Source organism: Mitsuokella jalaludinii (assembly GCF_928722185.1).
In the GTDB taxonomy this organism is placed as follows: Bacteria; Bacillota; Negativicutes; order Selenomonadales; family Selenomonadaceae; genus Mitsuokella; species Mitsuokella jalaludinii.
Genome location: NZ_CAKMXA010000001.1, coordinates 1,757,624 through 1,780,782, shown reverse-complemented (window position 1 = coordinate 1,780,782; position 23,159 = coordinate 1,757,624). Strand labels below are relative to the sequence as shown.

23 protein-coding genes are annotated in these 23,159 nt (G+C 62.1%); all 23 read right to left on the bottom strand.

From position 1 onward, the window contains the following. Nucleotides 1-34: 34 nt before the first annotated feature. The 23 genes from QDI87_RS08275 to QDI87_RS08165 all read right to left on the bottom strand — a co-directional run bounded on the left by QDI87_RS08275 (nt 35) and on the right by QDI87_RS08165 (nt 23,156). Nucleotides 35-724: an LptA/OstA family protein gene (locus tag QDI87_RS08275; RefSeq protein WP_055161208.1), complete on the bottom strand. Its 690-nt coding sequence runs from the start codon at nt 722-724 to the stop codon at nt 35-37. Then, the gene (lptC, locus tag QDI87_RS08270) at nt 721-1,284 is read right to left on the bottom strand and encodes an LPS export ABC transporter periplasmic protein LptC (protein ID WP_055161211.1); all 564 of its coding nucleotides are present in this window, start codon (nt 1,282-1,284) and stop codon (nt 721-723) included. Before lptC ends, QDI87_RS08275 begins: the two co-directional genes overlap by 4 nt. Next, on the bottom strand, nt 1,281-2,195 hold the full coding sequence (locus QDI87_RS08265) for a lysophospholipid acyltransferase family protein (protein WP_036375709.1): 915 nt from the start codon (nt 2,193-2,195) through the stop codon (nt 1,281-1,283). Before QDI87_RS08265 ends, lptC begins: the two co-directional genes overlap by 4 nt. A 49-nt stretch (nt 2,196-2,244) precedes the next feature. Further along, complete coding sequence (locus QDI87_RS08260; RefSeq protein ID WP_278742897.1) at nt 2,245-2,805, bottom strand: KdsC family phosphatase; 561 nt, start codon at nt 2,803-2,805, stop codon at nt 2,245-2,247. 1 nt (nt 2,806) lies between these two features. Next, complete coding sequence (locus QDI87_RS08255; protein ID WP_036375703.1) at nt 2,807-3,781, bottom strand: KpsF/GutQ family sugar-phosphate isomerase; 975 nt, start codon at nt 3,779-3,781, stop codon at nt 2,807-2,809. A 12-nt stretch (nt 3,782-3,793) separates the two neighbouring features. Beyond that, entirely contained in the window at nt 3,794-4,618 is an 825-nt protein-coding gene (gene kdsA / locus QDI87_RS08250; protein ID WP_036375701.1) for a 3-deoxy-8-phosphooctulonate synthase, read from the bottom strand. Between the two features lie 61 nt (nt 4,619-4,679). Further along, nucleotides 4,680-5,414, bottom strand: a complete 735-nt coding sequence (gene kdsB, locus QDI87_RS08245) for a 3-deoxy-manno-octulosonate cytidylyltransferase (protein ID WP_036375698.1) — start codon at nt 5,412-5,414, stop codon at nt 4,680-4,682. Nucleotides 5,415-5,451: 37 nt separating this feature from the next. Continuing rightward, nucleotides 5,452-7,938, bottom strand: coding sequence for a tetraacyldisaccharide 4'-kinase (lpxK, locus tag QDI87_RS08240; protein WP_036375695.1), 2,487 nt, complete (start codon nt 7,936-7,938; stop codon nt 5,452-5,454). A gap of 15 nt (nt 7,939-7,953) precedes the next feature. Then, on the bottom strand, nt 7,954-9,684 hold the full coding sequence (gene msbA / locus QDI87_RS08235) for a lipid A export permease/ATP-binding protein MsbA (RefSeq protein WP_255240731.1): 1,731 nt from the start codon (nt 9,682-9,684) through the stop codon (nt 7,954-7,956). 1 nt (nt 9,685) lies between these two features. Beyond that, a complete protein-coding gene (gene lpxB / locus QDI87_RS08230; RefSeq protein WP_255240732.1) occupies nt 9,686-10,834 on the bottom strand; it encodes a lipid-A-disaccharide synthase in 1,149 nt (382 codons plus the stop codon). Nucleotides 10,835-10,928: 94 nt separating this feature from the next. Further along, nucleotides 10,929-11,732, bottom strand: coding sequence for an LpxI family protein (locus QDI87_RS08225; protein WP_036375674.1), 804 nt, complete (start codon nt 11,730-11,732; stop codon nt 10,929-10,931). 48 nt (nt 11,733-11,780) lie between these two features. Next, nucleotides 11,781-12,593, bottom strand: coding sequence for an acyl-ACP--UDP-N-acetylglucosamine O-acyltransferase (gene lpxA / locus QDI87_RS08220; protein ID WP_226866805.1), 813 nt, complete (start codon nt 12,591-12,593; stop codon nt 11,781-11,783). Nucleotides 12,594-12,770: 177 nt separating this feature from the next. After that, nucleotides 12,771-13,211 carry a 3-hydroxyacyl-ACP dehydratase FabZ gene (fabZ, locus tag QDI87_RS08215; RefSeq protein ID WP_226866804.1) on the bottom strand — a complete coding sequence of 147 codons (441 nt, stop codon included), beginning with the start codon at nt 13,209-13,211 and terminating at the stop codon, nt 12,771-12,773. Between the two features lie 42 nt (nt 13,212-13,253). Then, nucleotides 13,254-14,090: a UDP-3-O-acyl-N-acetylglucosamine deacetylase gene (gene lpxC / locus QDI87_RS08210; RefSeq protein WP_036375669.1), complete on the bottom strand. Its 837-nt coding sequence runs from the start codon at nt 14,088-14,090 to the stop codon at nt 13,254-13,256. Between the two features lie 75 nt (nt 14,091-14,165). Next, nucleotides 14,166-15,035: a lysophospholipid acyltransferase family protein gene (locus QDI87_RS08205; protein ID WP_036375666.1), complete on the bottom strand. Its 870-nt coding sequence runs from the start codon at nt 15,033-15,035 to the stop codon at nt 14,166-14,168. Between the two features lie 66 nt (nt 15,036-15,101). Next, a complete protein-coding gene (lpxD, locus tag QDI87_RS08200; protein WP_036375663.1) occupies nt 15,102-16,121 on the bottom strand; it encodes a UDP-3-O-(3-hydroxymyristoyl)glucosamine N-acyltransferase in 1,020 nt (339 codons plus the stop codon). Nucleotides 16,122-16,135: 14 nt separating this feature from the next. Continuing rightward, a complete protein-coding gene (locus QDI87_RS08195) occupies nt 16,136-16,573 on the bottom strand; it encodes an OmpH family outer membrane protein (RefSeq protein ID WP_036375661.1) in 438 nt (145 codons plus the stop codon). A 51-nt stretch (nt 16,574-16,624) separates the two neighbouring features. Further along, the gene (locus QDI87_RS08190) at nt 16,625-17,788 is read right to left on the bottom strand and encodes a hypothetical protein (protein WP_051652191.1); all 1,164 of its coding nucleotides are present in this window, start codon (nt 17,786-17,788) and stop codon (nt 16,625-16,627) included. A 77-nt stretch (nt 17,789-17,865) separates the two neighbouring features. Further along, the gene (locus tag QDI87_RS08185; RefSeq protein ID WP_036375640.1) at nt 17,866-18,330 is read right to left on the bottom strand and encodes an OmpH family outer membrane protein; all 465 of its coding nucleotides are present in this window, start codon (nt 18,328-18,330) and stop codon (nt 17,866-17,868) included. A gap of 87 nt (nt 18,331-18,417) precedes the next feature. After that, the gene (locus QDI87_RS08180; RefSeq protein ID WP_051652190.1) at nt 18,418-19,740 is read right to left on the bottom strand and encodes an acylphosphatase; all 1,323 of its coding nucleotides are present in this window, start codon (nt 19,738-19,740) and stop codon (nt 18,418-18,420) included. Nucleotides 19,741-19,786: 46 nt separating this feature from the next. Continuing rightward, entirely contained in the window at nt 19,787-21,760 is a 1,974-nt protein-coding gene (locus QDI87_RS08175) for a BamA/OMP85 family outer membrane protein (protein WP_036375620.1), read from the bottom strand. A gap of 48 nt (nt 21,761-21,808) precedes the next feature. Continuing rightward, nucleotides 21,809-22,363, bottom strand: coding sequence for a hypothetical protein (locus tag QDI87_RS08170; RefSeq protein WP_036375608.1), 555 nt, complete (start codon nt 22,361-22,363; stop codon nt 21,809-21,811). Between the two features lie 166 nt (nt 22,364-22,529). After that, nucleotides 22,530-23,156 (bottom strand): sigma-70 family RNA polymerase sigma factor, encoded by a 627-nt coding sequence (locus QDI87_RS08165; protein ID WP_036375589.1) that lies wholly within the window; start codon nt 23,154-23,156, stop codon nt 22,530-22,532. Nucleotides 23,157-23,159 lie beyond the last annotated feature (3 nt).

Here is a 23,159-nt window from a genome sequence, read left to right as displayed (position 1 = left end):
ATCTTCTCTTGTACCTTTATTTACCTTTATTGCCTTATTTTACCTTAGCTGACCCGTCGTCGGCAAGATAAATCGTCATGCGGTTGCTACGCATCGTGTTATTTTCCTGTACGGCCCAGGCATTGCCCGTGATGACGGCCTTGCCCTGCTCCTTGCCGTAGTAGTCCATCTGGTCGCCGCCGGCCTCCATCGCGCGCGACGGGCTCACGACATGCGCATTGCCCTCGCCGATGTAGTGCTCGTCCTTGAGCCAGCCGTAGATGCGGTCCGCCGTGAACGTGTCGTCACCGCTCGTGAGCTGGCCGCCGCGGTCGATGACGATGTAGTCATTCTGCTGCGGGAAATAGTCGACCTGCTCACCGGAGAACGTCTTGTCGTCGCGCGAGCCGCGGACATTGCCCTGGGCCATCATGTGCTCCTGGCCGTCCGACATCAAATAGTCGCAGGTCAGACGCGTGCCCTGATAGACGGCGATGACATTGCCCTCGACCGTCGCGGCCTGCGTCTTCGAGTTGTAGGTCGCGCGATTGCCCGTGACGTGCGAGTCGCCGCGCGTCAGGAGCACGTAGCCCGTCGCCGTGGCCTCGCCCGTGCGCATGTCGTATTCGAGCGTGTCGGCATCGAGCGATGCAGGCACTCCCTCTGCTGCGTAGAGCGTGCCCATGTGCAGGGACAGGATGGCTGCAACTGCTGCGAGCATGCCCTTCATTTTCTTGTTCTTCATTTCTGTTCTGCCCCCTCCATGAGTTTCTCGATGTGTGCCTTGCCGGAGATCTTGATCTTGTTGAAGCCGTCCGTGCTGTCGATGCGCTCGCCCCAGGCACGGATCGTGTCATTCGACACCTTCGCCTGGCCGATGGCCGAGAGCATGCCCTGCTCTGCTGTCCATAAGAGCTCATCGCTCGTCAGCTCCGCGCCGTCGCTCGTCGTGATCTGGACGTTGCCGTCGATCTTGATGTCCTTCGTCTCATTGTCGTACGAGCCGTGGTCAGCCTTGACCTCAGCCGAGCGGCCATCTTTCTGGTAGAAGTGGCCCGTCAGGCCTGTCAGCTCTGCATTGCGCGAGTCGATGTCGACATCGATGTGGTCCGCCGTGAGGTCCCAGATCTTGACGCCGTCCTTCTCCTCGCTGATCGTGTTGTTGTCGTACGACATGATGCGCGGCTGATCGTCATCGGAATGGTCGATCTTCGGCGTCTCCGGCACCGTCCGCACGGCCCAGATGACCACGCAGGCAAAGAACAGGATGCCGAGTGCGACCAATGTCTTCTGCTTGCCATTCATTTCTGCTCGTCCTGCCCCCTTACCGTGTGATGCTTGCCCGTCTTCTGCTGCTCAGGCTTCGTGTTCCAGCGCTTCTGGAACCAGAGCCACTGTGTCGGATTGTCGCGGATGATCTGCTCGACGACCTTCGTCATGCGGGCGGTGAAGTCGAAGAGATCCTTGTCCGTGTCGCCCGTGTCCTCATAGCGCATGACCTCGCCGACGACGACCTTATGCTTGCCGTTCGGCTGGCGCAGGATGAAGGCCGGCACGACGGGGGAATTGAACTTGCGCGCGAATACAGCCGGGCCCATCGGCGTCGCCGCGATGCGGCCGAGGAACGGCAGGAATGCGCCGCCCGGGCCGGCATCCTGGTCGACGAGGAAGCCGAGGATCTTGCCGCTCTTCAAAGCGCGTGCCGCCGCGATGAGCTCACTCGTGCCGCGCGAGAAAATCTCGACGTGGATTGTCTTGCGCAGGTCGTTGAGCGCGTACGTGTACTGCATGTTCGGCTGCGGCTTGGCGATGGCCGTGACCGGCAGGCCGTTCAATGTGAAGGCGGCCGACAGCCACTCCCACGTGCCGATGTGGCCCGTGACGATGGCAACGCCGTGCCCCTCTGCCAGCGCGTCCGTCAGCCGCTCAAGATGGTCGATCTCGATGTACTCGCCGAAATTCTTCTCGCTCAGATGCGGCATGTAGAGGATTTCCAAGACATTGCGGGCAAGGTTGATGAAGGACAGCCGCACGAGATGGCGGGCTTCCGGCTCCTCGATGCCGAGCGCTGGCATCATCTGCGATACGGCGCGTTCGCGCTCCTTCTTGATCAGGAGATAGTAGAGATTGCCGAGCACCCAGCCGACGGCCATCAGCAGCCGGTATGGCGTGTGGCAGGCCACTTTGCTCAAGAACATCACGAGTTTATACTGCATGAAAAAATGCCTCCAATGCCTTCTGTCTTATGTCTTCGTCTTCGCATACTCACTGGGCAAGGCCGTCCATGCTCGTCTTCGCCTGGAAACCTCTGACCAAACCTTGCCACTTGCCCTGCGCCTTGAGGATGAACTCGATGAGCTGGCGCACGGCACCGTGCCCACCCGGATAGTCCGACTGCAGGACGGCGGCCTCGCGCACTTCCTGCACGGCGTCGCCGACAGCTGCGGGGAAACCGACCTGCCCCATGATGGGCAGGTCGACGAGGTCGTCGCCGAAATACGCGATCTCCTCGTCCGCAAGCCCCAGCTTCGCCTTGAGGTCTCTGTAGGCCTCGCGCTTGTCGAGATTGCCCTGGTAGACCTCGGTGATGTGCAGCTCCTTGGCGCGGTAGCGGAGGTGCTCCGACTGGCGCCCCGTGATGATGGCCGTCTTCAGGCCCGCGCGGCGCGCGAGCGTGATGCCCAGGCCATCGCGGCAGAAGAAGGGCTTGAAGAGCTCGCCATCAGCTCCGATGTAGATGCCGCCGTCCGTCAGGACACCGTCGACATCGAAGATGATGAGCTTGACTCGTTTTGCGCGCTCCAGCGCGTCTTCTTGAAATTCCATATCAGACTACTCCCTGGCGCAGGAGGTCGGTCAGGTGGACGATGCCGACTGGTGCGCCCTTCTCATCGATGACCGGCAGGACCGTGACAGGGCGTGGCTTGTGCTTCTCCATGACAGAGAGCGCGGCGGCCGCCATCTGCTGCGGTGCGATCGTCAGCGGCTCCGTGAACATGATCTTCTCCACAGCCTCATCGAGGAACTTGTAGTCCTTCGCGAGGGCGCGGCGGATGATGCCGTCGGTGATGAGCCCGACGAATTTGCCCGAATCGTCGACAACCGAGACGGCGCCGAGTCCCTTGTCCGTCATGACGAACAGCGCGTCCTTGACCGTCTTGCCGCAGTGGATCAGCGGGTTGTCCTTGCCTGTGTGCATGACGTTCTCGACCTTCAGCAGCAGGCGGCGTCCGAGCGCTCCGCCCGGATGGAACATCGCAAAATCCTGGCTCGTGAAGTTGCGCTCCGCCATCAGGGCCATGGCGATGGCATCGCCCATGGCGAGCGTCGCCGTCGTGCTGGCCGTCGGCGCGAGCCCCAGAGGGCACGCCTCGCGCTCGACACTGATGTCGATGAAGTGGTCGCTGAACTTGCCGAGCTGCGACTCGCGGCGGCCGCACATCGCGACGATCGTCGCGCCGATGCGGCGGATGATCGGCAGGATGTTGACGATCTCCGTCGACTCGCCGCTGTTGGAGATGGCGATGACGACGTCGTTCTCCGTCACCATGCCGAGATCACCGTGGAACGCCTCGGCCGGGTGCAGGAAGAAGGCGGGCGTGCCGGTGCTCGCGAGCGTCGCCGCGATCTTGCGGCCGACATGGCCCGATTTGCCCATGCCCGTGACGACGACGCGCGCCGGGCAGTTGAGGATGCAGTTAACAACGGCGACGAACTCATCGCCGATACGGTCCTTGAGTGCGAGGACCGCCTTGCCCTCGATATCCAATGTCTCGATTGCTGTCTCTTTGATCTTGCTCACGCTATTTCCTCCTCATGCCTGGCGATGGACAATCTTGTGGATGGCCAGGGCATCCGTCAGCAGGCCCTCAAGCTTGTCGAGGTAGACCATGTTGGCGCCGTCCGACAGCGCTTCCTCCGGGTTGTCGTGGACCTCGAGGAAGAGTGCGTCGATGCCGGCACCTGCGGCCGCGCGCACGAGGTACTCGACGTACTCGCGGTTGCCAGAGGACGTCGTGCCATTGCCGCCCGGCAGCTGGACACTGTGCGTGCCGTCAAAGACGACAGGATAGCCGAGGCTGCGCATGATCGGCAGGCTGCGCATGTCGACGACGAGGTTGTGGTAGCCAAACGAAGCGCCGCGCTCCGTCAAGAGCATCTGCTCACAGCCGCACTCGTGCAGCTTGTCGACGACATTGCGCATGTCCTCCGGCGCGAGGAACTGGCCCTTCTTGACGTTGACGACGCGGCCCGTCTGGGCAGCGGCGTGCAGTAGGTCCGTCTGGCGGCAGAGGAAGGCCGGGATCTGCAAGATGTCGGCCACCTTAGAGACAGGCTCTGCCTGCGTCGTCTCGTGGATGTCCGTCACGATGGGCACATCGAGCGTCTCCTTGATCTCCTGCAGCATCTCGAGTCCCTTCTTGAGTCCGGGGCCGCGGAAGCTGTGGTACGAGGAGCGGTTTGCCTTATCGAACGAAGCCTTGAACACGTAGTTGATGCCGAGACGGCCGCAGATTTCCTTGATCGTGCGCCCGATCAGCAGGCAGCGATCCATGCCCTCAAGGACACAGGGACCTGCGAGCAGTGCGAGGGGCTCTCCCTCGCCGATCATGAAATTTCCAACCTTGACCTTATTCATGCGTTTCACCTTCCACTTTCTGTTCTGATTGCCATGTGTAAAAGTTCCATACCGGCAGGCATTATCCCTGCATCATCTGGCGATAGATTGCATTGACCTTCTCGAGGTCCTCCGCCGTGTCCACGCCGACAAAGCGGTACGGCGTCTTGATGACCTTGATGCGATAGCCGTTCTCGAGGGCGCGCAGCTGCTCGAGGCTCTCCGCGTGCTCCAAGGGCGTCTCCGCCATCTTGGCATACGCGAGCAAGAAGTCACGCTTGTAGGCGTAGATGCCGATGTGCTTGTAGACGGGCGTGCCCTCGTGACGCGGGTACGGCAGCAACGAGCGCGAGAAGTAGAGCGCATAGCCCTGCTTGTCCATGACGACCTTGACGTTGTTGGGATTCTGCTGCTCGGACTCATCCGTGATCTCAGTGCAGACCGTCGCCATCTGCAGGTCCGCGTCCCCGTCAAAGGCAGCGGCCAGCTCATCAATGAGCTTAGGCTCGATGAGCGGCTCGTCGCCCTGAACGTTGATGATGAGGTCGACGTCCTGGTACTTCTCGGCGACTTCGGCGAGGCGGTCCGTGCCCGTCGGATGATCCTTGCGCGTCATGACGGCCTTGCCGCCATGCTGCAGGACAGCGTCGTAGATGCGGCTGTCGTCCGTAGCGACGATGGCTGCCGCGACGCGCGAAGCCTTGGCGGCGCGCTCGTAGACGCGGCAGATCATGGGTTTGCCGGCAATGTCTTTGAGCGGCTTGCCGGGCAGGCGCGTCGATGCGTAGCGCGCCGGGATGACACAGAGAACATTCATGGGTTTCCTGTCCTTTCTTCTAGTGCACAAGCAGAGATCAGTGGCCAAGGCGCTCGGCCAGGCGCTTCTTCAAGAGATCCGCGAGGCCTTCGCTGCCCTTCTGGAAGTTGACTTCCACGCAGATGACGTAGATCGGGATGGACCACTTCTCGCGGGCCACATCCGCCGGGATCTTGACGGCATCCTTCTCCGTGATGACGATGGCCTCCGCGCCGGCATTCTCAGCCTGCTGGAAGATGTCCGTCATCTCGGACATCGCGTAGTCGTGATGGTCCGGATAGCGCAGGCTCTCGATGATCACCGCACCGAGGTCGGAAAGCGTCTGCTCGAAGGAGGCGGGGTTGCCGATGGCCGAGACGGCCATGATGCGCTTGCCGCGCATCTGCGCGATGTCGATGCCTTGGCTCGCGATGTTGACGTACCACTCCGTCAGCGGGATGAAGCAGCGCGGCTGATGGATGCTCTCGACGATGCGCGCCTCCGGATTGTAGCGGTGCACCGTCTCGCGGATGTAGTCGCAGGAGCCGGCCGCCGCCTGGTCGACCTTCGTCATCAGGCAGATGTCGGCGCGGCTGATGTGCGAGATCGGCTCGCGCAAGGTGCCGCGCGGCAGGATGTAGCCGTTGCCGAAGACGTTGACGGCATCGACGAGCAGGATGTCGAGATCGCGCTCGAGTTGCCAATGCTGGTAGCCGTCGTCGAGGATGGCTACCTCCGCCCCGAAGTGCTCCATCGCGTAGCGGCCCGTCTTGGCGCGCTCCGCGCCGATGAGCACGGGGACCTCCGGCAGGTGCTTGGCGAGCATGTACGCCTCATCGCCGGCCTCCGCCGCATCCATGTGCAGGCGCTTGCCGTCGGAGACGATGCCGACCTCCCCGTGCCACTTGGCGCGGTAGCCGCGGTTGAGGATGACGACGCGGTAGCCCATGTCGCGGATGTCACGCGCGAGGCGCTGCGCCGTTGGCGTCTTGCCCGTGCCGCCGACCGTCACGTTGCCGAGGCTGATGACGAAGCAGTCGAGCTTCTGTTTCTGGAAGATGCCGTACTTGTAGCCGGCCAGCTTGATGTTGACGAGCAGGCCGTAGATCAGCGAGAAGATGTAGAGGATGCCCATGATGAGGTGCGGGAAGAGCCCGTCCACCTCTTTACTATGGACAAGGTCGATGAAATAGGTCTGGAAGTTCGTGATCTTCTGGGTAGAGCGCACGTGATGGCGGTTCTCGGGACTGCTCTCATAGCTCTCGAGCATCTGGTGGAGCAGGATGGCCGACTTGCGCGAAGCGCCCTTGTTCTCGCGCACGATGGCGCGCGTCTCTTCCTCCATGCGGTGGCGGTGCTCCGGCTCGTCGAAGAGGCGCGTGACCTGCTTCGCGAGTTCCTCGCCGTTCTTCACGGTCAGGCAGGCGTCGCGGTTCTTGAAGAGCGCGTAGGTGTCCTTGAAGTTGAACATGTGCGAGCCGACGATGATGGCTTTGCCGTGCGCGGCCGGCTCGAGGATGTTGTGGCCGCCGTGCGGCACGAGGCTGCCGCCGACGAAGACGACATCGCCGATGCTGTAGACCTTGCCGAGCTCACCGATCGTGTCGAGGATGACGATGTCCTCATCCTGCGGCGCTTCGTTCTGGAGCTTCGTGCGCGTCGTGACCGAAAAGCCTGCCTTGCGGCAGAGGTGGACGACCTCCATCGTGCGCAGGAGCTCGCGCGGCGCGATGACGAGGCGTGCGTGCGGATGCGTCTCGCGCACGGCCTTGAATGCCTGCAGCACGGCCTCCTCCTCGCCGCGGTGCGTCGAGCCGGCGAGGAAGATGCCATCGTTCTTGGAAAGGCCCATTTCCTCGATAATCTTCTGCTTCTCCTCGGGACTGACATCGGTGTACGTCTGGTCGAACTTCGTGTTGCCCGTGACAGTCACGAGCTCCTGCGGTGCGCCGAGGCGCATGATGTACTCCGCATCGATAGGCGACTGCATCGCGAAGAGCTTGACCGTCCCAATCATGTTGCGCAGCAGGCTGTGCAGGTGCTTGTACTGCTTGACGCTCTTGTCACTGATGCGGCCGTTGACCATCATGACCGGCACGTGGATCTTGCGCGCCGTGCGCAGGAAGTTCGGCCAGAGCTCCGTCTCGACCGGCAGGAAGACGCGCGGGCGGATGCGCCGCAGCACGTGGCCGGCCAGCCACGGCAGGTCGAGCGGGAAGTAGATGATCGCATCAGCATCCTTGATGATGCGGTTGGCCATCTCGTAACCGCTCGTCGTGACGACAGAGACGAGGATGGGGCTCTTCGGGAACTCCTTGCGGAACTCCTTGATGAGCGGACTCGTCGCGACGATCTCGCCGACAGAGGCCGCATGAACCCAGATGCAGTCCTTCTTCTCCACCTTGTCGAGAGCGTGTTCGGGGAAGAAGCCCAGGCTCTGCCGGATGCGTTCGACAAAGCCTTTCTCACGCACCGAGCGGACCATGAACATCGGGATGATCAGGATCACGATGATGATGGCCGCTATATTATAGAGTAGTTGCATATCCTCTTCCCCTTCTTACGCGTTTTTCTTGTTGAACTGGATATTGTAGAGATAACTGTAGAGGCCACCCATCTTGAGCAGTTCCTCGTGAGTGCCGTGCTCCTTGATGTGACCGTTGTCGATGACGTAAATCTGGTCGGCGTTGAAGATCGTCGAGAGGCGGTGTGCGATGACGAAGGAAGTGCGGCCGACCATGAGCTTGTCGAGGGCCGCCTGCACGATCTTCTCGCTCTCCGTGTCGAGCGCCGACGTCGCCTCGTCGAGGATCAGGATCTGCGGGTTCTTGAGGATGGCGCGCGCGATGGCCATGCGCTGGCGCTGGCCGCCCGAGAGGTTGAGGCCGCGCTCGCCGATCTTCGTGTCGTAGCCGTTCGGCAGTTCGCGGATGAAGCCGTCGGCATTGGCGGCCTTCGCCGCTTGCTCGACTTCCTCGTCCGTCGCATCGAGGCGGCCGTAGCGGATGTTCTCGCGCACCGTCGTCGAGAAGAGCATTGTCTCCTGCGGCACGATGCCGATCTGCCCGCGCAGCGACGAGACGGTGACATCGCGAATGTCAAAGCCGTCGATGGAGATACTGCCTGACGTCACTTCGTAAAAGCGCGGGATCAGGTTGGCGATCGTCGACTTGCCGGCGCCGCTCGGGCCGACAAAGGCAATCATCTGGCCGGGCTTCACTTCGAGGCTGACGTCGGAGAGTGCCGGCACGCCCTTCTTGTACTCGAAAGAGACGTGGTCGAAGACGACGTGCCCCTTGACCTTCGGCAGTTCCTTGGCGTCCGGCTTGTCCGCGATCGTCTCCTTGAGGTCGATGACGGCGAAGACGCGGTCGACGGCGGCCATCGCGCGCTGCAGGTTGCCGTAGACGCGCGAGAGGCGCTTGACCGGGTTTGCGAGGTTGACAGCGTACGTCAGGAAGGCGACGAGTGCACCGGCCGTCATCTCGCCGTTGACGACCTCGTAGCCGCCGAACCAGATGATGACCGTGACCGAGATGGCCGCGAGGAACTCGACGGACGGCGTCAAGAGGCTCGTGAGCTGGACGTTCTTCATCGCCGCCTGGAAGTTGAGCTCATTCTGGCGGCAGAAGCGCTTGATCTCGTAGTTCTCGCGCACGAACGACTTGACGACGCGGATAGACGAGACGCTCTCCTGCAGGAGCGAGGTGATGTCGGCCATGCGCTCCTGGATGACCGTGCCGTTGCGCTTGATCTTGCGCCCGAAGATCTTCATGGCCTGGCCGACGAGCGGGATGATGACGAGCGTCAGGATGGAGAGCTTCCAGTCGAGCACGATCATCATGACGAGCGAGCCGATGAGGATGGATCCCTCCGTGACCATCTCGATGAGCTGGTCGACGAGTGCCGACTGGATGGCCGCGACATCGTTCGTGATGTAGCTCATGACCTCGCCCGTCTGATGGCGGTCGAAGTAGGCCATCGGCATGCGCTGGAACTTGCGGAACATGACCTCGCGCACATCGATGATGACCTTCTGGCCGATGAACGAGACGAGGTACGACTGCCCGTAGAAGAAGATGCCGCGCAGGAGGAAGACGACGATGATGCCGACGCAGATGATGTTGAGCATCACCATGTCCTTCTCGGCCAGCACCTTATCGATCATGTCCTTGATGATCCAGGGCAGGTAGAGGTTGGCCGCCGCCGCCATGATGATGCAGAAGATGGCCAGTATGAGCTGCTTGACATATGGCCGCATGTATTGGAGCAGCCGCTTGTAATTCTTCATGTTATTCTCCTGAATGTCGTTTGTCGTGTGCCGCCTCGAGTATCTTCGCCGCCACGCGGCCCGCAGCGCCCGGCGGGCCGAGCCGCTTGCAGGCCTCGATCAGCTTTGCGCATGTCTTCTCCCTGGCGCTCTCGCCGCGGTAAAGGCGCGAGAGCTCGCGGGCGATGCGGTGCGGCTCTACTTCATCCTGCAGGAGCTCCGGCTGGATCGTCTCGCCGAGCAGGATGTTCGGCAGAGTGAAGTGATCGACGTGGACGAGCATGCGCCCGATCATGTAGTTGAGCGGCGCGAGCCGGTAGAGCGAGACGCACGGCAGGCCCATGAGGGCTGCCTCCATGACGACCGTGCCCGAGGCCGCTGCCGCCACATCCGCAAGCCCCATGAGCGCATAGCGGTTCTCGTGCGTGAGCTGGACTTCTGCGCCGTGCTCTGCCACGAGCTGCTCGATGAGCGGCTCATACGAGGCGGCCGCGACAGGCAGGAAGAATTTCGTCCCGGGGCGCTTGGCCGCGAGCAGTTTCGCCGCCTCGAGCATGGCGGGCAGCAGCATCTCGATCTCCTGGCGGCGGCTGCCCGGCATCAGGAGCACGGCGTGGTCACCCGGCGCGATGCCAAAGAATGCGCGCGCCTCCGCCTCGGGGATCTCTGCCTTGACCGTATCGACGAGCGGGTTCCCGAGGAACGAGATGTTGGCGCCGGCTGCCTCGTAGACGGGCAGCTCGTGTGGGAAGATCGCGACGAAGGTGTCGGCGAGCGCCGCGCACTTCTTCGCGCGGCCCTTGCGCCAGGCCCAGGCCGACGGCGGGATGTACGAGAAGACGGGGATGCCGAGCTTCTTGGCGCGCTTCGCGAGGCGCCAGTTGAAGTCCGGGTAATCGATGAGGACGAGGAGGTCCGGGCGCTCCTCCTCCATGTACGCCGTCAGGTCGTCGAGGAGCCTGAGGATGCGCCTGAGGTTCTTGATGACCTCCCAGACGCCCATGACATTGTAGTCCGCGAAATTGCGGAAGAGCTTCACACCCGCGCGCTCCATGCGCGCTCCGCCAAAGCCGATGAGCTCGGTATCGGGTGCCTGCTCGAGCACGGCGCGCGCGAGGCGCTCCCCGTGCAGGTCGCCCGACACCTCGCCGGCTGACATCATGATCTTCATCCACAAACCTCCTCAGTCCCACACCCATAAGAAAAGCCGAAAAGACGCGAGGATACCAGCATTCCTGGTTCCGCCGCGTCTCACAATCACACACTTAGATGGCTGCAATCGTTATGTTATTGGCCTCTGCCAGTGCGAGCATCTCCTCACGCTCGACGAGGAGCGTCTTGTCGGCCTCGATTGCCAGAGCCGTCGCCCCGACATCCACCATGCTCTGGATGGTCGCGAGTCCGACAGTCGGCACATCGAAGCGGTCATCCTGCTGCGGCTTGGCGACCTTGGCAACGACTGCGCCGCCGCGCGCGAGCTGACCGCCGCGGTGGATGCAGGCATCCGTGCCTTCGATGGCCTCGAGCGCCATGACGGCCATGTTCTTGACTACGGCCGTCTGGCCGACATCGAGGCGGCCGATCTCCTTGGCCATGCGGAAGCCGAACTCCATGTCCTTGCGTTCCTCAGCCGTCGGCTCGCGCTTCGTGATGACGCCGCGGTGCGGCATCAGGCGGCGTATGAGCGCCGTCTGGTCAAAGGCCTGGATGCCGGCCTTGGCGAGTTCCCGCACGAACATCATCATGATCGTGTCGTCCTTGCGGTCCGGCAGCTCCATGATGAGCTTCAGCATGCGAGCGTCCGGCTGCACCTTGCCCGAGAACAGCAGCTCCTTCGTGACCTTGCCGATCATCGTGACCTTGCTGACCTGGTGTTCCTTGAGATAGTTCAGCACGGCATCGAGATGCGCGATGCTGATGGACTGGCAGTCCGCCGTGCATTCCTTGAGCTCTGCGTCCGTCTCCGGCAGCAGAGCGACGGCATAGACCTCATAACCGAGGAGCTTTGCCGCCTTCGCACACTCAACTGGCAGTTTGCCGGCGCCGGCCAGCAATCCGATTCTTTCCATAACGATTCCCCCGAAATTCCTACTCCCTCATCTCAGTCCTGAGCGCTTTCAGTCGCGCTCTCTGCGCTCGCGGCAGATGCCGCGCTCTGCATTGCGCAGGAAGCGCAGGAAATGCTCGACCTCTTCGCAGGAATCGACTTCCTGCTCGATGACGGCGATTGCCTGCTGCAAGCTCAGGCCCGAGCGATAGAGCAGCTTGTATGCCTTCTTGATGTTGCGGCGCGCCTCTAACTGGATGCCGGCGCGCGAGATGCCGACGGCGTTGAGGCCGACAACCTTGGCCGGCTGGCCATCGACGATCGTGTACGGCACGACATCCTGCGTGAGCTTTGACATGCCTCCGACCATCGCATTGCGGCCGATCTTGACGAACTGGTGGACACCAGCCATGCCGCCGATGACAGCGCGGTCCTCGACGACAGCGTGGCCCGCGAGGCTCGCGAGGTTCGACATGATGACGTGGTTGCCGACGACGCAGTTGTGCGCAACATGCGTGAGCGCCATGAGCAGACAGTCGTTGCCGACGCGCGTCTCCTCACCCTCACCCGTCGCGCGGTGGATTGTCGCACCCTCGCGGATCGTCGTGCGGTCGCCGATGACCGTGTAGCTCTTCTCCCCGCGGAACTTGAGGTCCTGCGGCTCCTCGCCGATGGACGCTCCCTGGAAGATGCGGCAGTCCCTGCCGATCTGGGTCCAGCCGTGGATGACGACGTGCGGGCCGATCTTCGTGCCCTCGCCGATCTCGACATTCTCGCCGATGACCGAGTAAGGCCCGATCTCGACATTCTCTGCGATCTTTGCACCTGGCGCGACCACAGCTGTTGTGTGTATATTTGCAGTGACCTTGTTGTCCGTATTCATCTGCTCCAACTCCTTAACCTTCCTCCAATGCCGGTCCTGGCCGGCCAGTTTGCTCTGTCCTTTTCTATATACTCCTGAATACCCTCATCATTCCTGTATCTCATTTGACTGCAAATCTGGGCGTTTTTCGAGTTGAACAAAGACTACATGCGTTTAGGCAATTGATAGAGGCAGAAATCAAAGATCTACGCCCTTTTTCAATGCAAACTTGAAATCTGCCGAAGCAGCGAGTTCGCCGTCGACATAGCCATCGCAGTGGAGCAGGCCGAAGTCACCGCGCGTGCGCACGAGCTGTGCCTTCGTGACGAGCTGGTCGCCCGGCACGACCTGGCGCTTGAACTTGACGTGCTCCATGCCGCCGAACAGCGCGATCTTGCCGCGGTGCTCTTCTGGATAGAGCATGGCGACGCCGCCGACCTGTGCCATCGCTTCGAGGATCAGGACGCCCGGCATGATCGGGTGGCCCGGGAAGTGGCCCAGGAAGTGCGGCTCATTCATCGTGACATTCTTGATGCCCGTCGCCGACTTGAACGGCTCGAGCTCGATGATGCGGTCGACGAGCAGCATCGGCGGGCGATGCGGCAGGATCTTCTGGATCTCGTTGATATCTAATTCCATGATTTCTCCCTCTTCCTTTAAAACGTTGTCAGGATGTGTTTCTTACCGATTTGCATAAGCAGCGGCGATCTTCTTCGCCAGCTGTGTGTTGAGCGCGTGGCCCGATGCCGCGGCGATCACATGGCCGCGGATGATGCCGGCGAGGCGCAGGTCACCGATGACGTCGAGGATCTTGTGGCGCACGAGCTCATCCTCGAAGTGGAGCGGATTGAGCCAGCCCTCATCGTTGTAGACGATGACGTTCTCGAGCGAGCCGCCGAGGCCGAGGCCCATCTCGCGCAGCGCCTGGATCTCCTTCTCGTAGGCGATCGTGCGGGCCGGGGCGATCTCCTTGTGGTAGACCGCCTCATCGATGTGGAAATCCTCGTACTGGACACCGATCAGTTTGTGCGGGTTCAGGGATGTGAAGCTCACACGGAAGCCGTCGTACGGCAGGACCATGACGAAGCGGCCCGTCTTCTCGTCGTCGATGCGGTAGACCTTGTCGATGACGATCTCCTTGCGGTCCTTCGCCTGCTCTGCGATGCCGGCCTTTGCCATGAGCTCGAAGAAGACAAGCGAGGCACCGTCAGCCACCGGGGGCTCTTCCGAGTCGAGCTCGACATAGGCATTGTCGATGCGGTGCGCGTGGAAGGCGCTCATGAGGTGCTCGATCGTGAATACCTTGTGGCCGTCCTCCTCCACCGTCGTCGCGCGCAGCGTCGACGTGACATTCTCCGCCTTCGCGTGGATCTGCGGTGCCCCCGGAAGGTCCGTGCGCACGAAGACAATGCCCGTGTCCTCCGGTGCCGGCTTCAGCGTCGCATGGACCTCACGGCCGGAATGCAGCCCGATGCCCGTATAAGAGATTTCCGTCTTCAATGTTCTCTGTTTCTGCAAAATCATACCTCCTGCCGTAATGTGCCTCTTTATATTGTACAAAACAATTGTCTGCGATGCAAGTCACGATGCAGGTCAGTATTCTTCCCGCATGGACTTCCAGCGGTCGTGCAGCCAGAACCATTCCTCCGGGTAGCGGCGCACATGGTCCTCGATGCACTTCGTCAGGACCTGCGTCGTCCTGCGGATGTCCTCGCGCTTGTCCTTCGTCTTCTCGACAAAGACGGGGTCCTGCACGATCAGTGTGTGGAAGCCGTGCTCGTCGCGGTGCATGAAGGCCGGGAAGATCGGCACGCCCTGGAAGCGCGCCATCGAGGCAGCCCCCGGCACACAGTTCGTCGGCTTGCCGAAGAAGTCAAGCACGATGCCGCTGCGGCGGTTCGTGTCCTGGTCCATGATGAGGCCGATGGCCCAGCCCTTCTGCAGCATCGCGAACATCTCGCGCACGCCCGTCTTGTAGGTGATGTGCATGCCGATGAGCGTGCGATACTCGTTGATGAAGCGGTCGGCACCCGTCGACTTCTGTTTCATCGCGACGCCGACGAGCGGGATGCCGGCCTGCGCGAAGGCGCCGCCCATGAGTTCCCAGTTGCCGCTGTGCGCCGCTGCGATAATGCAGCCCTTGCCGAGAGCGAGGCCGCGCTCGAGCTTGTCGAGGCCCTCGATGCGCACGTAGTCCGCGATGTGCTTGCGGATGACAGGGAAGCGCAGGACCTCCATGAGCATCGGGCCGAAGCGGACGCTGCTCGCCTTTGCGAGGCGCTCCGCCTCCTGCTCGCCGACGCCGAGGCACATCATGATCTGGTCCTTCGCGAGCTTCTTGCGACGCTTCGGCACGAAAATCCAGGCAAAGGCGCCCAGGGCCCGGCCGATGGTCTCACAGGCTCCGCGCGGCAGCAGGCAGCAGATCTTGCTCGCCGCCTTCAACAGATAATATGACAACATCCTTTTCCCCTCTTTCAGCAAGAAAGCCTTCCCTGTCCCGGAAAGGCTTTCTTCGCGCACGATGCGTTATTTCGACTCATACTTGGCCAGCTTCTTCTCGAGCTGGCGGAACTTCTTGTACATCTCCGGCAGGTGCTTCATCGAAGCCTGCATGCGCAGCCACTCCGCATGGCTCTGGACCGGGAAGCCGGCGCAGAAGACACCCTCCGGCATATCGCCGATGATGCCCGAGCGCGCGGCGTAGATCGAGTTGGCCCCGATATTGATGTGGCCGACCGTGCCGACCTGGCCGCCGAACGTGACGTTGTGGCCGACCGTCGTCGAGCCCGAGATGCCCGTCTGCGCGACAATCAGGCAGTTCGGCCCGATCTTGCAGTTGTGGCCGATGTGCACGAGGTTATCGATCTTCGTGCCGTGGCCGATGACCGTCGAGCCCATGGCCGCGCGGTCGATTCCGTCGTGTGCGCCGATCTCGACATCATCCTCGAGGACGACGTTGCCGACCTGCGGCACCTTCGTGTGCACGCCCTCGTGCGTCGTGAAGCCGAAGCCGTCCGAGCCGATGACAGCGGAGCAGTGGATGACGCAGCGCTTGCCGACGTGGCAGTGCTCGCGGACCGTCGCGCTCGAGTAGATGACCGTGTTCTCCTCGATCTCCGCGTACTGGCCGATGTAGGTGTGCGGGTAGAGCGTCACGCGGTCCCCGATGACAGCGTGGTCATCGACGACGGCGAACGGCATGATGACGACATCCTTGCCGAGCTTGACATCCTTGCCGATGTGCGCCTGCTCGCTGACGCCCGCGGGGAACTGGAGCTTCGGCGTGAAGAGCTCGAGGAGGCGCGCAAAGGCTGCGCGCGGCTCCTCGACGTAGAGTGCCGTCTTCGGGAAGTCCGCGACGCCCTCCGGCAGCATGACGGCTGCCGCACGGCACGTCTTGGCCTCCTCGATATGCGGATCGACGGCAAACGTCAAATCGTGCTCACCGGCACCCTCGATGTTGTCGAGGCCGCTGATGACGATCGATGCATCGCCAACGATGCGGCCGCCCACGTATTCTGCAATTTCCTGCAAGGTCTTTTTCATGTCAAATCACATCCTTACTGCAGCTTGGCAATGACGTCATCCGTCACATCGACACAGCCCATCAGAGCCGTCGGCTGCTCCTTCTCGCTGTCCACGACGACATCGAGCTTTTTCTCCTTCGCGATGTCCTGCAGGGCCGCGCTGACCTTCTGCTGCAGCTGCATCTGGTACGACTGGTTCAGGCTGGCCATCTTGCGCTGTGCATCGGCCTGTGCCTTCTGCGCGTCCTCCTGGCTCATGTCCGGGTTGTCCTGCAGCGACTTCTGTGCTTCCTCGCGGGCCTCGTTGATCTTCTGGTTGCCTTCTTCGACGAGAGACTTGACCTGCGGCGCTTCCTGCATGACGCGGGAACCTTCGATGTAGCCGATCTTGACCTGGCCGCAGCCACTCATGAGCATCGTCGCAGCAAAGGCGGCTGCCAGAAGACCTACGGTTTTCTTACGTAATTTCATATCGTGATTCGCTTCTTTCTGTGATTGGTTGGGTGATGGATAAGATGATATCTATGAATCCTCAGACGAGCCGTCCGCATCGTCTTTGCTCTCTAACGTGCTGACTTCGCTGACGAGCTCGTCCGTGACATCCTCGGTGTCACTGCCGACAACAGGCATGAAGCGCTCCGGCTTCATACTCGCGGGCAGGTCCATGGGCAGCTTGAACGCGAGGTCCTCGGCGGGATTCGCGAGGACCATCGTGAAGTGATGCAGGATGGCAATCTTGGCCGCCTTGCCCGCAATGTCGTTGCGGATGTGCGTGTCGAGTGCCTGGATCTCCTCGGCCTTCTGCGCCATCATCTCCTTGATCTGAGCGCGCTGCTGGAGCCGCTCGGCCGCCGTCATCTGCATCTCCTGCTGCATCGCCGCGGTGTCGCGCTGCTGCACTTCCGACTGCTTGCGCACAGATTCCGACTTCTGCTGGTCGAGCGCCGTCTTGGCCTGCTCGTGCCACTTGGCGAGCTTCGGCCCCATGACGGACTGCACGTATGCGTTCACCTCGCGCTCCCAGGCCTTGGCGAGCTCCTGCTGGCGCATGCCGCGCTCTTCCTTGAGAAGCTCGCGCTGGTTCTCCCAGCCCGCCTTCTCCTCATCGAGCTCCTGCTGCTTCGTCCAAGGGTGATGCATGGCCTTCTGGTTGTCGATCTTGATGTTGAGGTTGAGGATCGCGTTCTGGTAATCCTCGTCGACAGCCTTGCGGCGGCTCTCATACTCGGCCTCGTGGGCCTCGCGGTACGCCTTCTCGACCTTCTTGGCCTCGCGCTCGAGTTCCGAGCGGCCGCCGATGACGGTCTGGGCATTCTTCTGCCAGACGGAATCGTCGAACGGCTTTGCATCGACAGTCGGCGGCTCCACCTTCATCTCGGGCAACTTCTCTGTGTCCTTGAGCGAGAGCTCCAGGCTCTTGTACTCCTTCTGGAGCGTCTCAAGCTTCTCGTAGTCGGGGTGTGCCTCCATGACCTTCTGCATGTCGACGAGGCCGATGCTCGCGGCCGCCGTCTGTTTGACGGGTTCATGCCCCGGCATCAGCGCGCGGATGCCCCAGGCCCCGAGGAAGACGAGGCCGAGCGCGATGGCGCTGCCCATGAGTATCTCCTTGCGCTTCTTCTGCCAGAGGCTCTTCCCTCCAGGAGCAGCGCCCGGCTTCTCTGGCGTTCTATCGGGATTGTCCAACGGCCCTGCCCTCCTTACAAGTAGTACCGAGCGTAAAATCCGCTCGGTACTCGACGCTCCATATGACCCTCAGAGGATTACTTGCTGAGCTTTTTGATGACATCCTGCGTGATATCCTGGCCGCCGTAGACAACCGAGCTCTTCTCGAGGACGACAGACAGGCCCTTAGCCTCTGCTACGCTCTTGACGGAATCCTCGATGCTCTTCTGGAACGGCTCCATGAGTTCCTGATTCTTCTGGGCAAGGCGCTGCTGCGTCTGCTGATAGTAGTCGTTCTTCTCCTGGTCGCTCATGTTTGCGGACTTCTCCTCAAACTCCTTCTGGGCGTCCTGGACTTCTTTCTGCATCTGGGACTGGATATCCTGGAGCTGCGAGCTCTGCTGTGCGATCTGGCGGTAGTCGACGACGCCGACATTCGAGCTTGCTGCGCTTGCGATACCCGAGCCAGACTGCGTCAAGGCGAGGGCGACAACAGAACCGACAAAGACGAGTGCGATGAGGACACTGATGATCTTGACCTGTTTTTTCTGTAATGTAACCATTTTATCTTCTCCTTCTTGGATTCCAAAGAAACACGTTTATTATAGCAGACTTCGCAGGGGTCTACAAGGATTTCCCCTGCGGAGCATTCAGAAATTCCCGATGAGGCGGAGCCAGCCCTGCGTCTTGTCGAGGACGTACTCGACCCCGAGGAAATCGTGGACCTGATAGAGGAGCCCTGCCTCGCCGAGATGGTCGGTGAAGCGGTATTCGTAGCGGAGCTGCCAGCGCGGCGCGAGCGCCTGCCTGGCGCCGAACACGAAGCGCTTCTCGCGCATGTCGTAGCGGATCTCTGGCCGCGTGCCCATGCCGATGCGGTGGTTATAGCCCATCGCCCAGCCCCAGTCGACCTTCTGCGGCATGAAGTCGACCTGCGCGAAGAGCTCGTCGCGCGCCGTCATCATGCACCCGGTGTGGAGCCTCATGCGCAGGCTGTCCACCTCGCGCTCATACTTGCGCTCCTTGCGCCCCATGTCGACCCAGCCCGTCAGCCGCGCGCGGTAGCGCGAGGAGTCCGAGCGGCTCATGACCGTCATGCGCTCTTGCGGCGCGATCGTCACGGTCGTCTTCATGCGAAGCGCCCGGAAGTCGCGCTGCGCGTCGAGGCGCTCCGAGAAGAGGTGCTCGAAGTCGTGCTGATGGCGCGCGACAAAGGCGACGGGAACCCCGACGAGCATATCGGCCTGCTCCTGCATGAGCTCGCGGTGGTTGAGCAGCGTGAGGTTCGGAATGGTGCTCGAGCGCATCGAGAGGTCCGCCGTGCGGACGACGGGCAGGCGCGGGTAGACCGTCAGGCTGACTTCCGCCGCGCTGCCATCCGTCTCGACCTCGAAGTCGCCGCGGAACTCCGGCAGGTGCTCCGCGAGATAAGCTTCGAGATGGTGCTTGAGGACGCCGTTCGTCCAGTCGGTCGCCGCGACCGGCAGGCCGTAGAGCGCATCCGAGAAGACGGCGCTGACATCCGCGAGGTCCTCGCGCACGAGGCGCTCCACCTCAGGCGGCATGCCCTCGACATGCGTCTCGACCGAGATTGTGCGGATCTGGTCGGCCCACGGCGAGAGCTCGACCGTGACCTCGGCCGTATCGCCGAGCTGGAGACTGACATCGCGCACAGTATAGCCGACAAGGACCTTGTCGAAGACCTGGCGGATAATCTCGCTCTTCGCTGCAGCATCTGCGGCGTGCAGGTCATCGCCGAGCAACAGCTGCTCAGAGATGACCTGCACGCTCGTCTCCATGCGCTGCTGCACGAGCGGCGGCAGGCCGTCAGGTGCAGTGACATGAGCCGTCACTGCCTCGACCCGCCCGGCGGCCTGCGCCGCAGAGCAGGCAAAGACGCCGATAGCGGCGAGTGATAGGAGGCAGGCCAGGAATACCTGCCCGACGGCTCCCCGCCCAAGCTGTATCGTCAATAAGCATCCCTTCTTTTCTCAGGCAACTCTTCTCGCCACGCGCCCATCAGAACGAGCTGCCGACGCTGAAGTGGACGCGGCCGCCGTCATCGCCCCAGCCGTAGTCGAAGCGCAGCGGACCGATCGGCGTCGTCAGCGAGATGCCGACACCGATGCTGCCGTGCAGGTCATCGGGCGTCAGGCCGCTGTCCCAGGCACCGCCCCAATCCGTGAAGATGGCGCCCTGCACCTTCTTCACGACGGGGAAGCGGTACTCGATCGTGCCGAGGAACTCGCGGTCGCCGCGGAACTGGTCCTCACGGTAGCCGCGCAGCGAGCCCTGGCCGCCGATACGGTACTGGTTGAACTCCGAGATGTCGCCCGTGCCAACGCCGTAGCGGCCGCGCAGCGCGAAGACCTGCGAGCGGCCGGCGCGGATGTAGTGCTGGCCGTCGAACGTGTACTTCTGGAAGTCGAAGTCGCCGCCAAAGCCGGCGAACTCGCTCGAGAAGCTCACGCGGCTGCCGCTCATCGGGTTGTAGACATTGTCGCGCGTATCCGTGACGTGCTCGAGCGTGATGCTGCGCGTCGTGCCGAAGTTGTCGTCGAGCCACTTCGTATCATGGCTGCGGTCGCCCATATTGCCGTCATCGACATGGCGCACATACGAGTCCTTGCGGTTGCGCAGCGTCACGTAGTTCGTCGTGTACTCCGTGACAGGGCGGCCAAACGTCAGCTCTCCGCCGGTATACTTGCGCATGTACGTCTCCTTGAGGTCGCCGTCCGTGTCGTAATCGTCGTACTCGTACGTGCGGTTGTAGATGCGGAACGTGCCGACCGTCTCCTTGCTGTCGAGCCACGGGCGGCGGTAGGAGAAGGTGTAGCCGTGCGCATCCGTGTCGTCGCCGCTCTTCTCATACGTCAGGCTGATCGCATCGCCCGTGCCGCGGAAGTTCGTGTCGCCGATCGAGACCATGCCGAGGACGCCGTCCTCGCTCGAGTAGCCGGCACCGATGCCGAACGAGCCCGTGCGCTTCTCCGTGACATCGAGCTCCATGACGACAGCATTCGGGTCGACGCCCGGATTCATCTTGATGTTGACATCCTCGAAGAAGCCGAGGTTGTAGACGCGCTGCATGCTGCGGCGCGCGAGCTTCGAGTTGAACGGCTCGCCCGGCTTCTGGCGCATCTCGCGCAGGATGACGCGCTCCTTCGTCTTCGTGTTGCCCTTGACCTTGTAGCCCTCGAGGATGCCCTCGTTGACCTTGAGGTTCAAGATGCCGTTCTTGTCGATGTTCATGTCCGTGATCTTCGCGAGGATGTAGCCGTCGCGGCGGTACTGCTCCTGGATGGCCATGACATCCTTGTTGAGCTCGCGGCTGTTGAGGATCTCGCCCGTCTTCATGGTGATGAGCCCCTGGAGCGTCTCTGTGCTCTCGACCGTGTTGCCGCTGAGGTTGACGCCTTTCAAGATCGGGTTCTCCAGCACGTGGTACGTGACGACGACGCCCTCCGGCACCTTCTCGAAGCTCGGGTAGATGTCGTAGAAGTAGCCCGTGTTGTAGATCTTGTCGCGGTCGGCATCGAGGCCCTTGACGGTGAACATGTCACCGGCCTTCATCGAGATGGCGGCCTTCGCCGTGCCCTCCGTCAGGGAAGAAGTGCCGTCAAACACCGTCTCGACGACAGTCTGCCCCTCGTACTTCTTCATGCTGTCCGCGATGGCCGTCTCCTGCGGGCGCACCTTGGCCCAGTTCTGCGTGCGCTCGTCCACCGTGCTCGTCGCAACGGCATCCGCCTGTGCGGCAGCCGAATGGTCAGCGGCAGTATCTTTCGTCTCAGCGGCCTTTTCCTCTGCCGGAGCAGCTGCGGCATCCGCCTTGACATTGGCAGCTTCCGGAACTGCCGGAGCCGCGGAAGAAGACGTGGGCTGCGCACTTGCAGCAGGCGCCTCAGCTGCCCAGGACGTGCCCGGCACAGCCGCACAGCTGACGGCAATTGCCACAGCGTAAGCGAGGGATCTGTAGTTCTGTTTCTTCAAAGGTCAAACCTCCTATGCAATACCTTCCTGATGCGGAGGGGATATCTATCATTTCCGCAGCGCCTTGCCTGCGGTCTGCATCAATTTCTGCATCCCGTCATCGGGGACGCGCGGTGCGGACTCTCGCGGAGGCGCAGCCGGCTGCGCCTCCGAGGGCGCTGCCGCCTGCGCAGGTACCGGCTCAGGCGAAGGCGCCGGAGCAGCCTGAGCGGGCGCTGCCGCCGGCTGTGCCTGCTCGGGGATCTCGATTGGGGCCAGCGGCGGCTCGTCGGCAGTCTCTGCGGGCAGGGCGGGCGAAGGCTCAGGCGCCTCCGTCTCCACCGGGGCAGGCACCGCTGCATTGTGCGGCAGCTGCGCCTGCCAGAGCGCATAGCCGCCGCCCGCGAGGAAGATCGCCGCAAGTGCCGGCAGGATGCGCATGGACCACTTCTTGACAAAGCGATGGCCCGGCGTGCCTTCCACCCGGGCCAGTTCTGCCTTGGCCAACATGACCTTGAGCTCACCGCGGACTCTGTGGTTCTCCGCGAGTGAGTGCTCCGCCTCCCCGAGCCACTGCCTTGCCGCCCGGATGTGACGGCGCTGTTTCTGATTCCGTTCCTTCATGACACACCCCCTGCCCGATTTCAAAGACTTTTTCAAAGACTTATTCCTATAATCCGAGGCGGTCACTCCGTATCGGCATGCCGTATCGCGCGATATGCGCAGATGCCATGCGACCATCTGCTGTTTTCCAGTGTTTTCTGGCCATTTTCACTCAATTGCTCGCCTTTCACCAGTAATGCATGAAACGCGAGAGCATGCCGCGGATGCGGCGGATGCCCGTCTTCTGCAGGCGGTAGATGTGCGAGGAGCTGACGTGCAGGGCATCGGCCATGCCCGCTGCGTCCTCGCGGCAGAGGTACATGCCCTCGAGCACAGCCCGCTCCTTGTCCGGCAGCCGCGCCATCGCCTGGTGGAGATGGCGCGCGAGCTCGTGGCTCTCCGCCTGCTCCGGCACCGACGCCGCCGTGTCGACGAGGTTCTCCTTGAGGCTGCCGCCCTCGAGATTCTCCTCTAGGCAGGCGACGTCGACCTGTCCCTCGCGCCGCAGGAAATCCATCATGCGGCCGCGGATGCGGTGCACGGCAAACAGGCTGAAGGCTACTCCGCGCGTGTGGTCGTAGCGTTCTGCGGCCTCGATGAGGCCAACCGTGCCCTCCTGGATGAGGTCGAGCACGCAGTCGAGCTGCGCAAATGGCGCCGCCTGCTTGAAGACGAGCGGCTGATACGATTCGATGAGCCGCTGGCGCGCCTCTTCGTCGCCGCGTTCCTTGAACGCGGCCCAGAGCTTTGCTTCCTGCGCGCGATCGAGTGTCTTGACCTTGCGCAGTTCCTTCATGTACTCACTGAGCTGCATGCG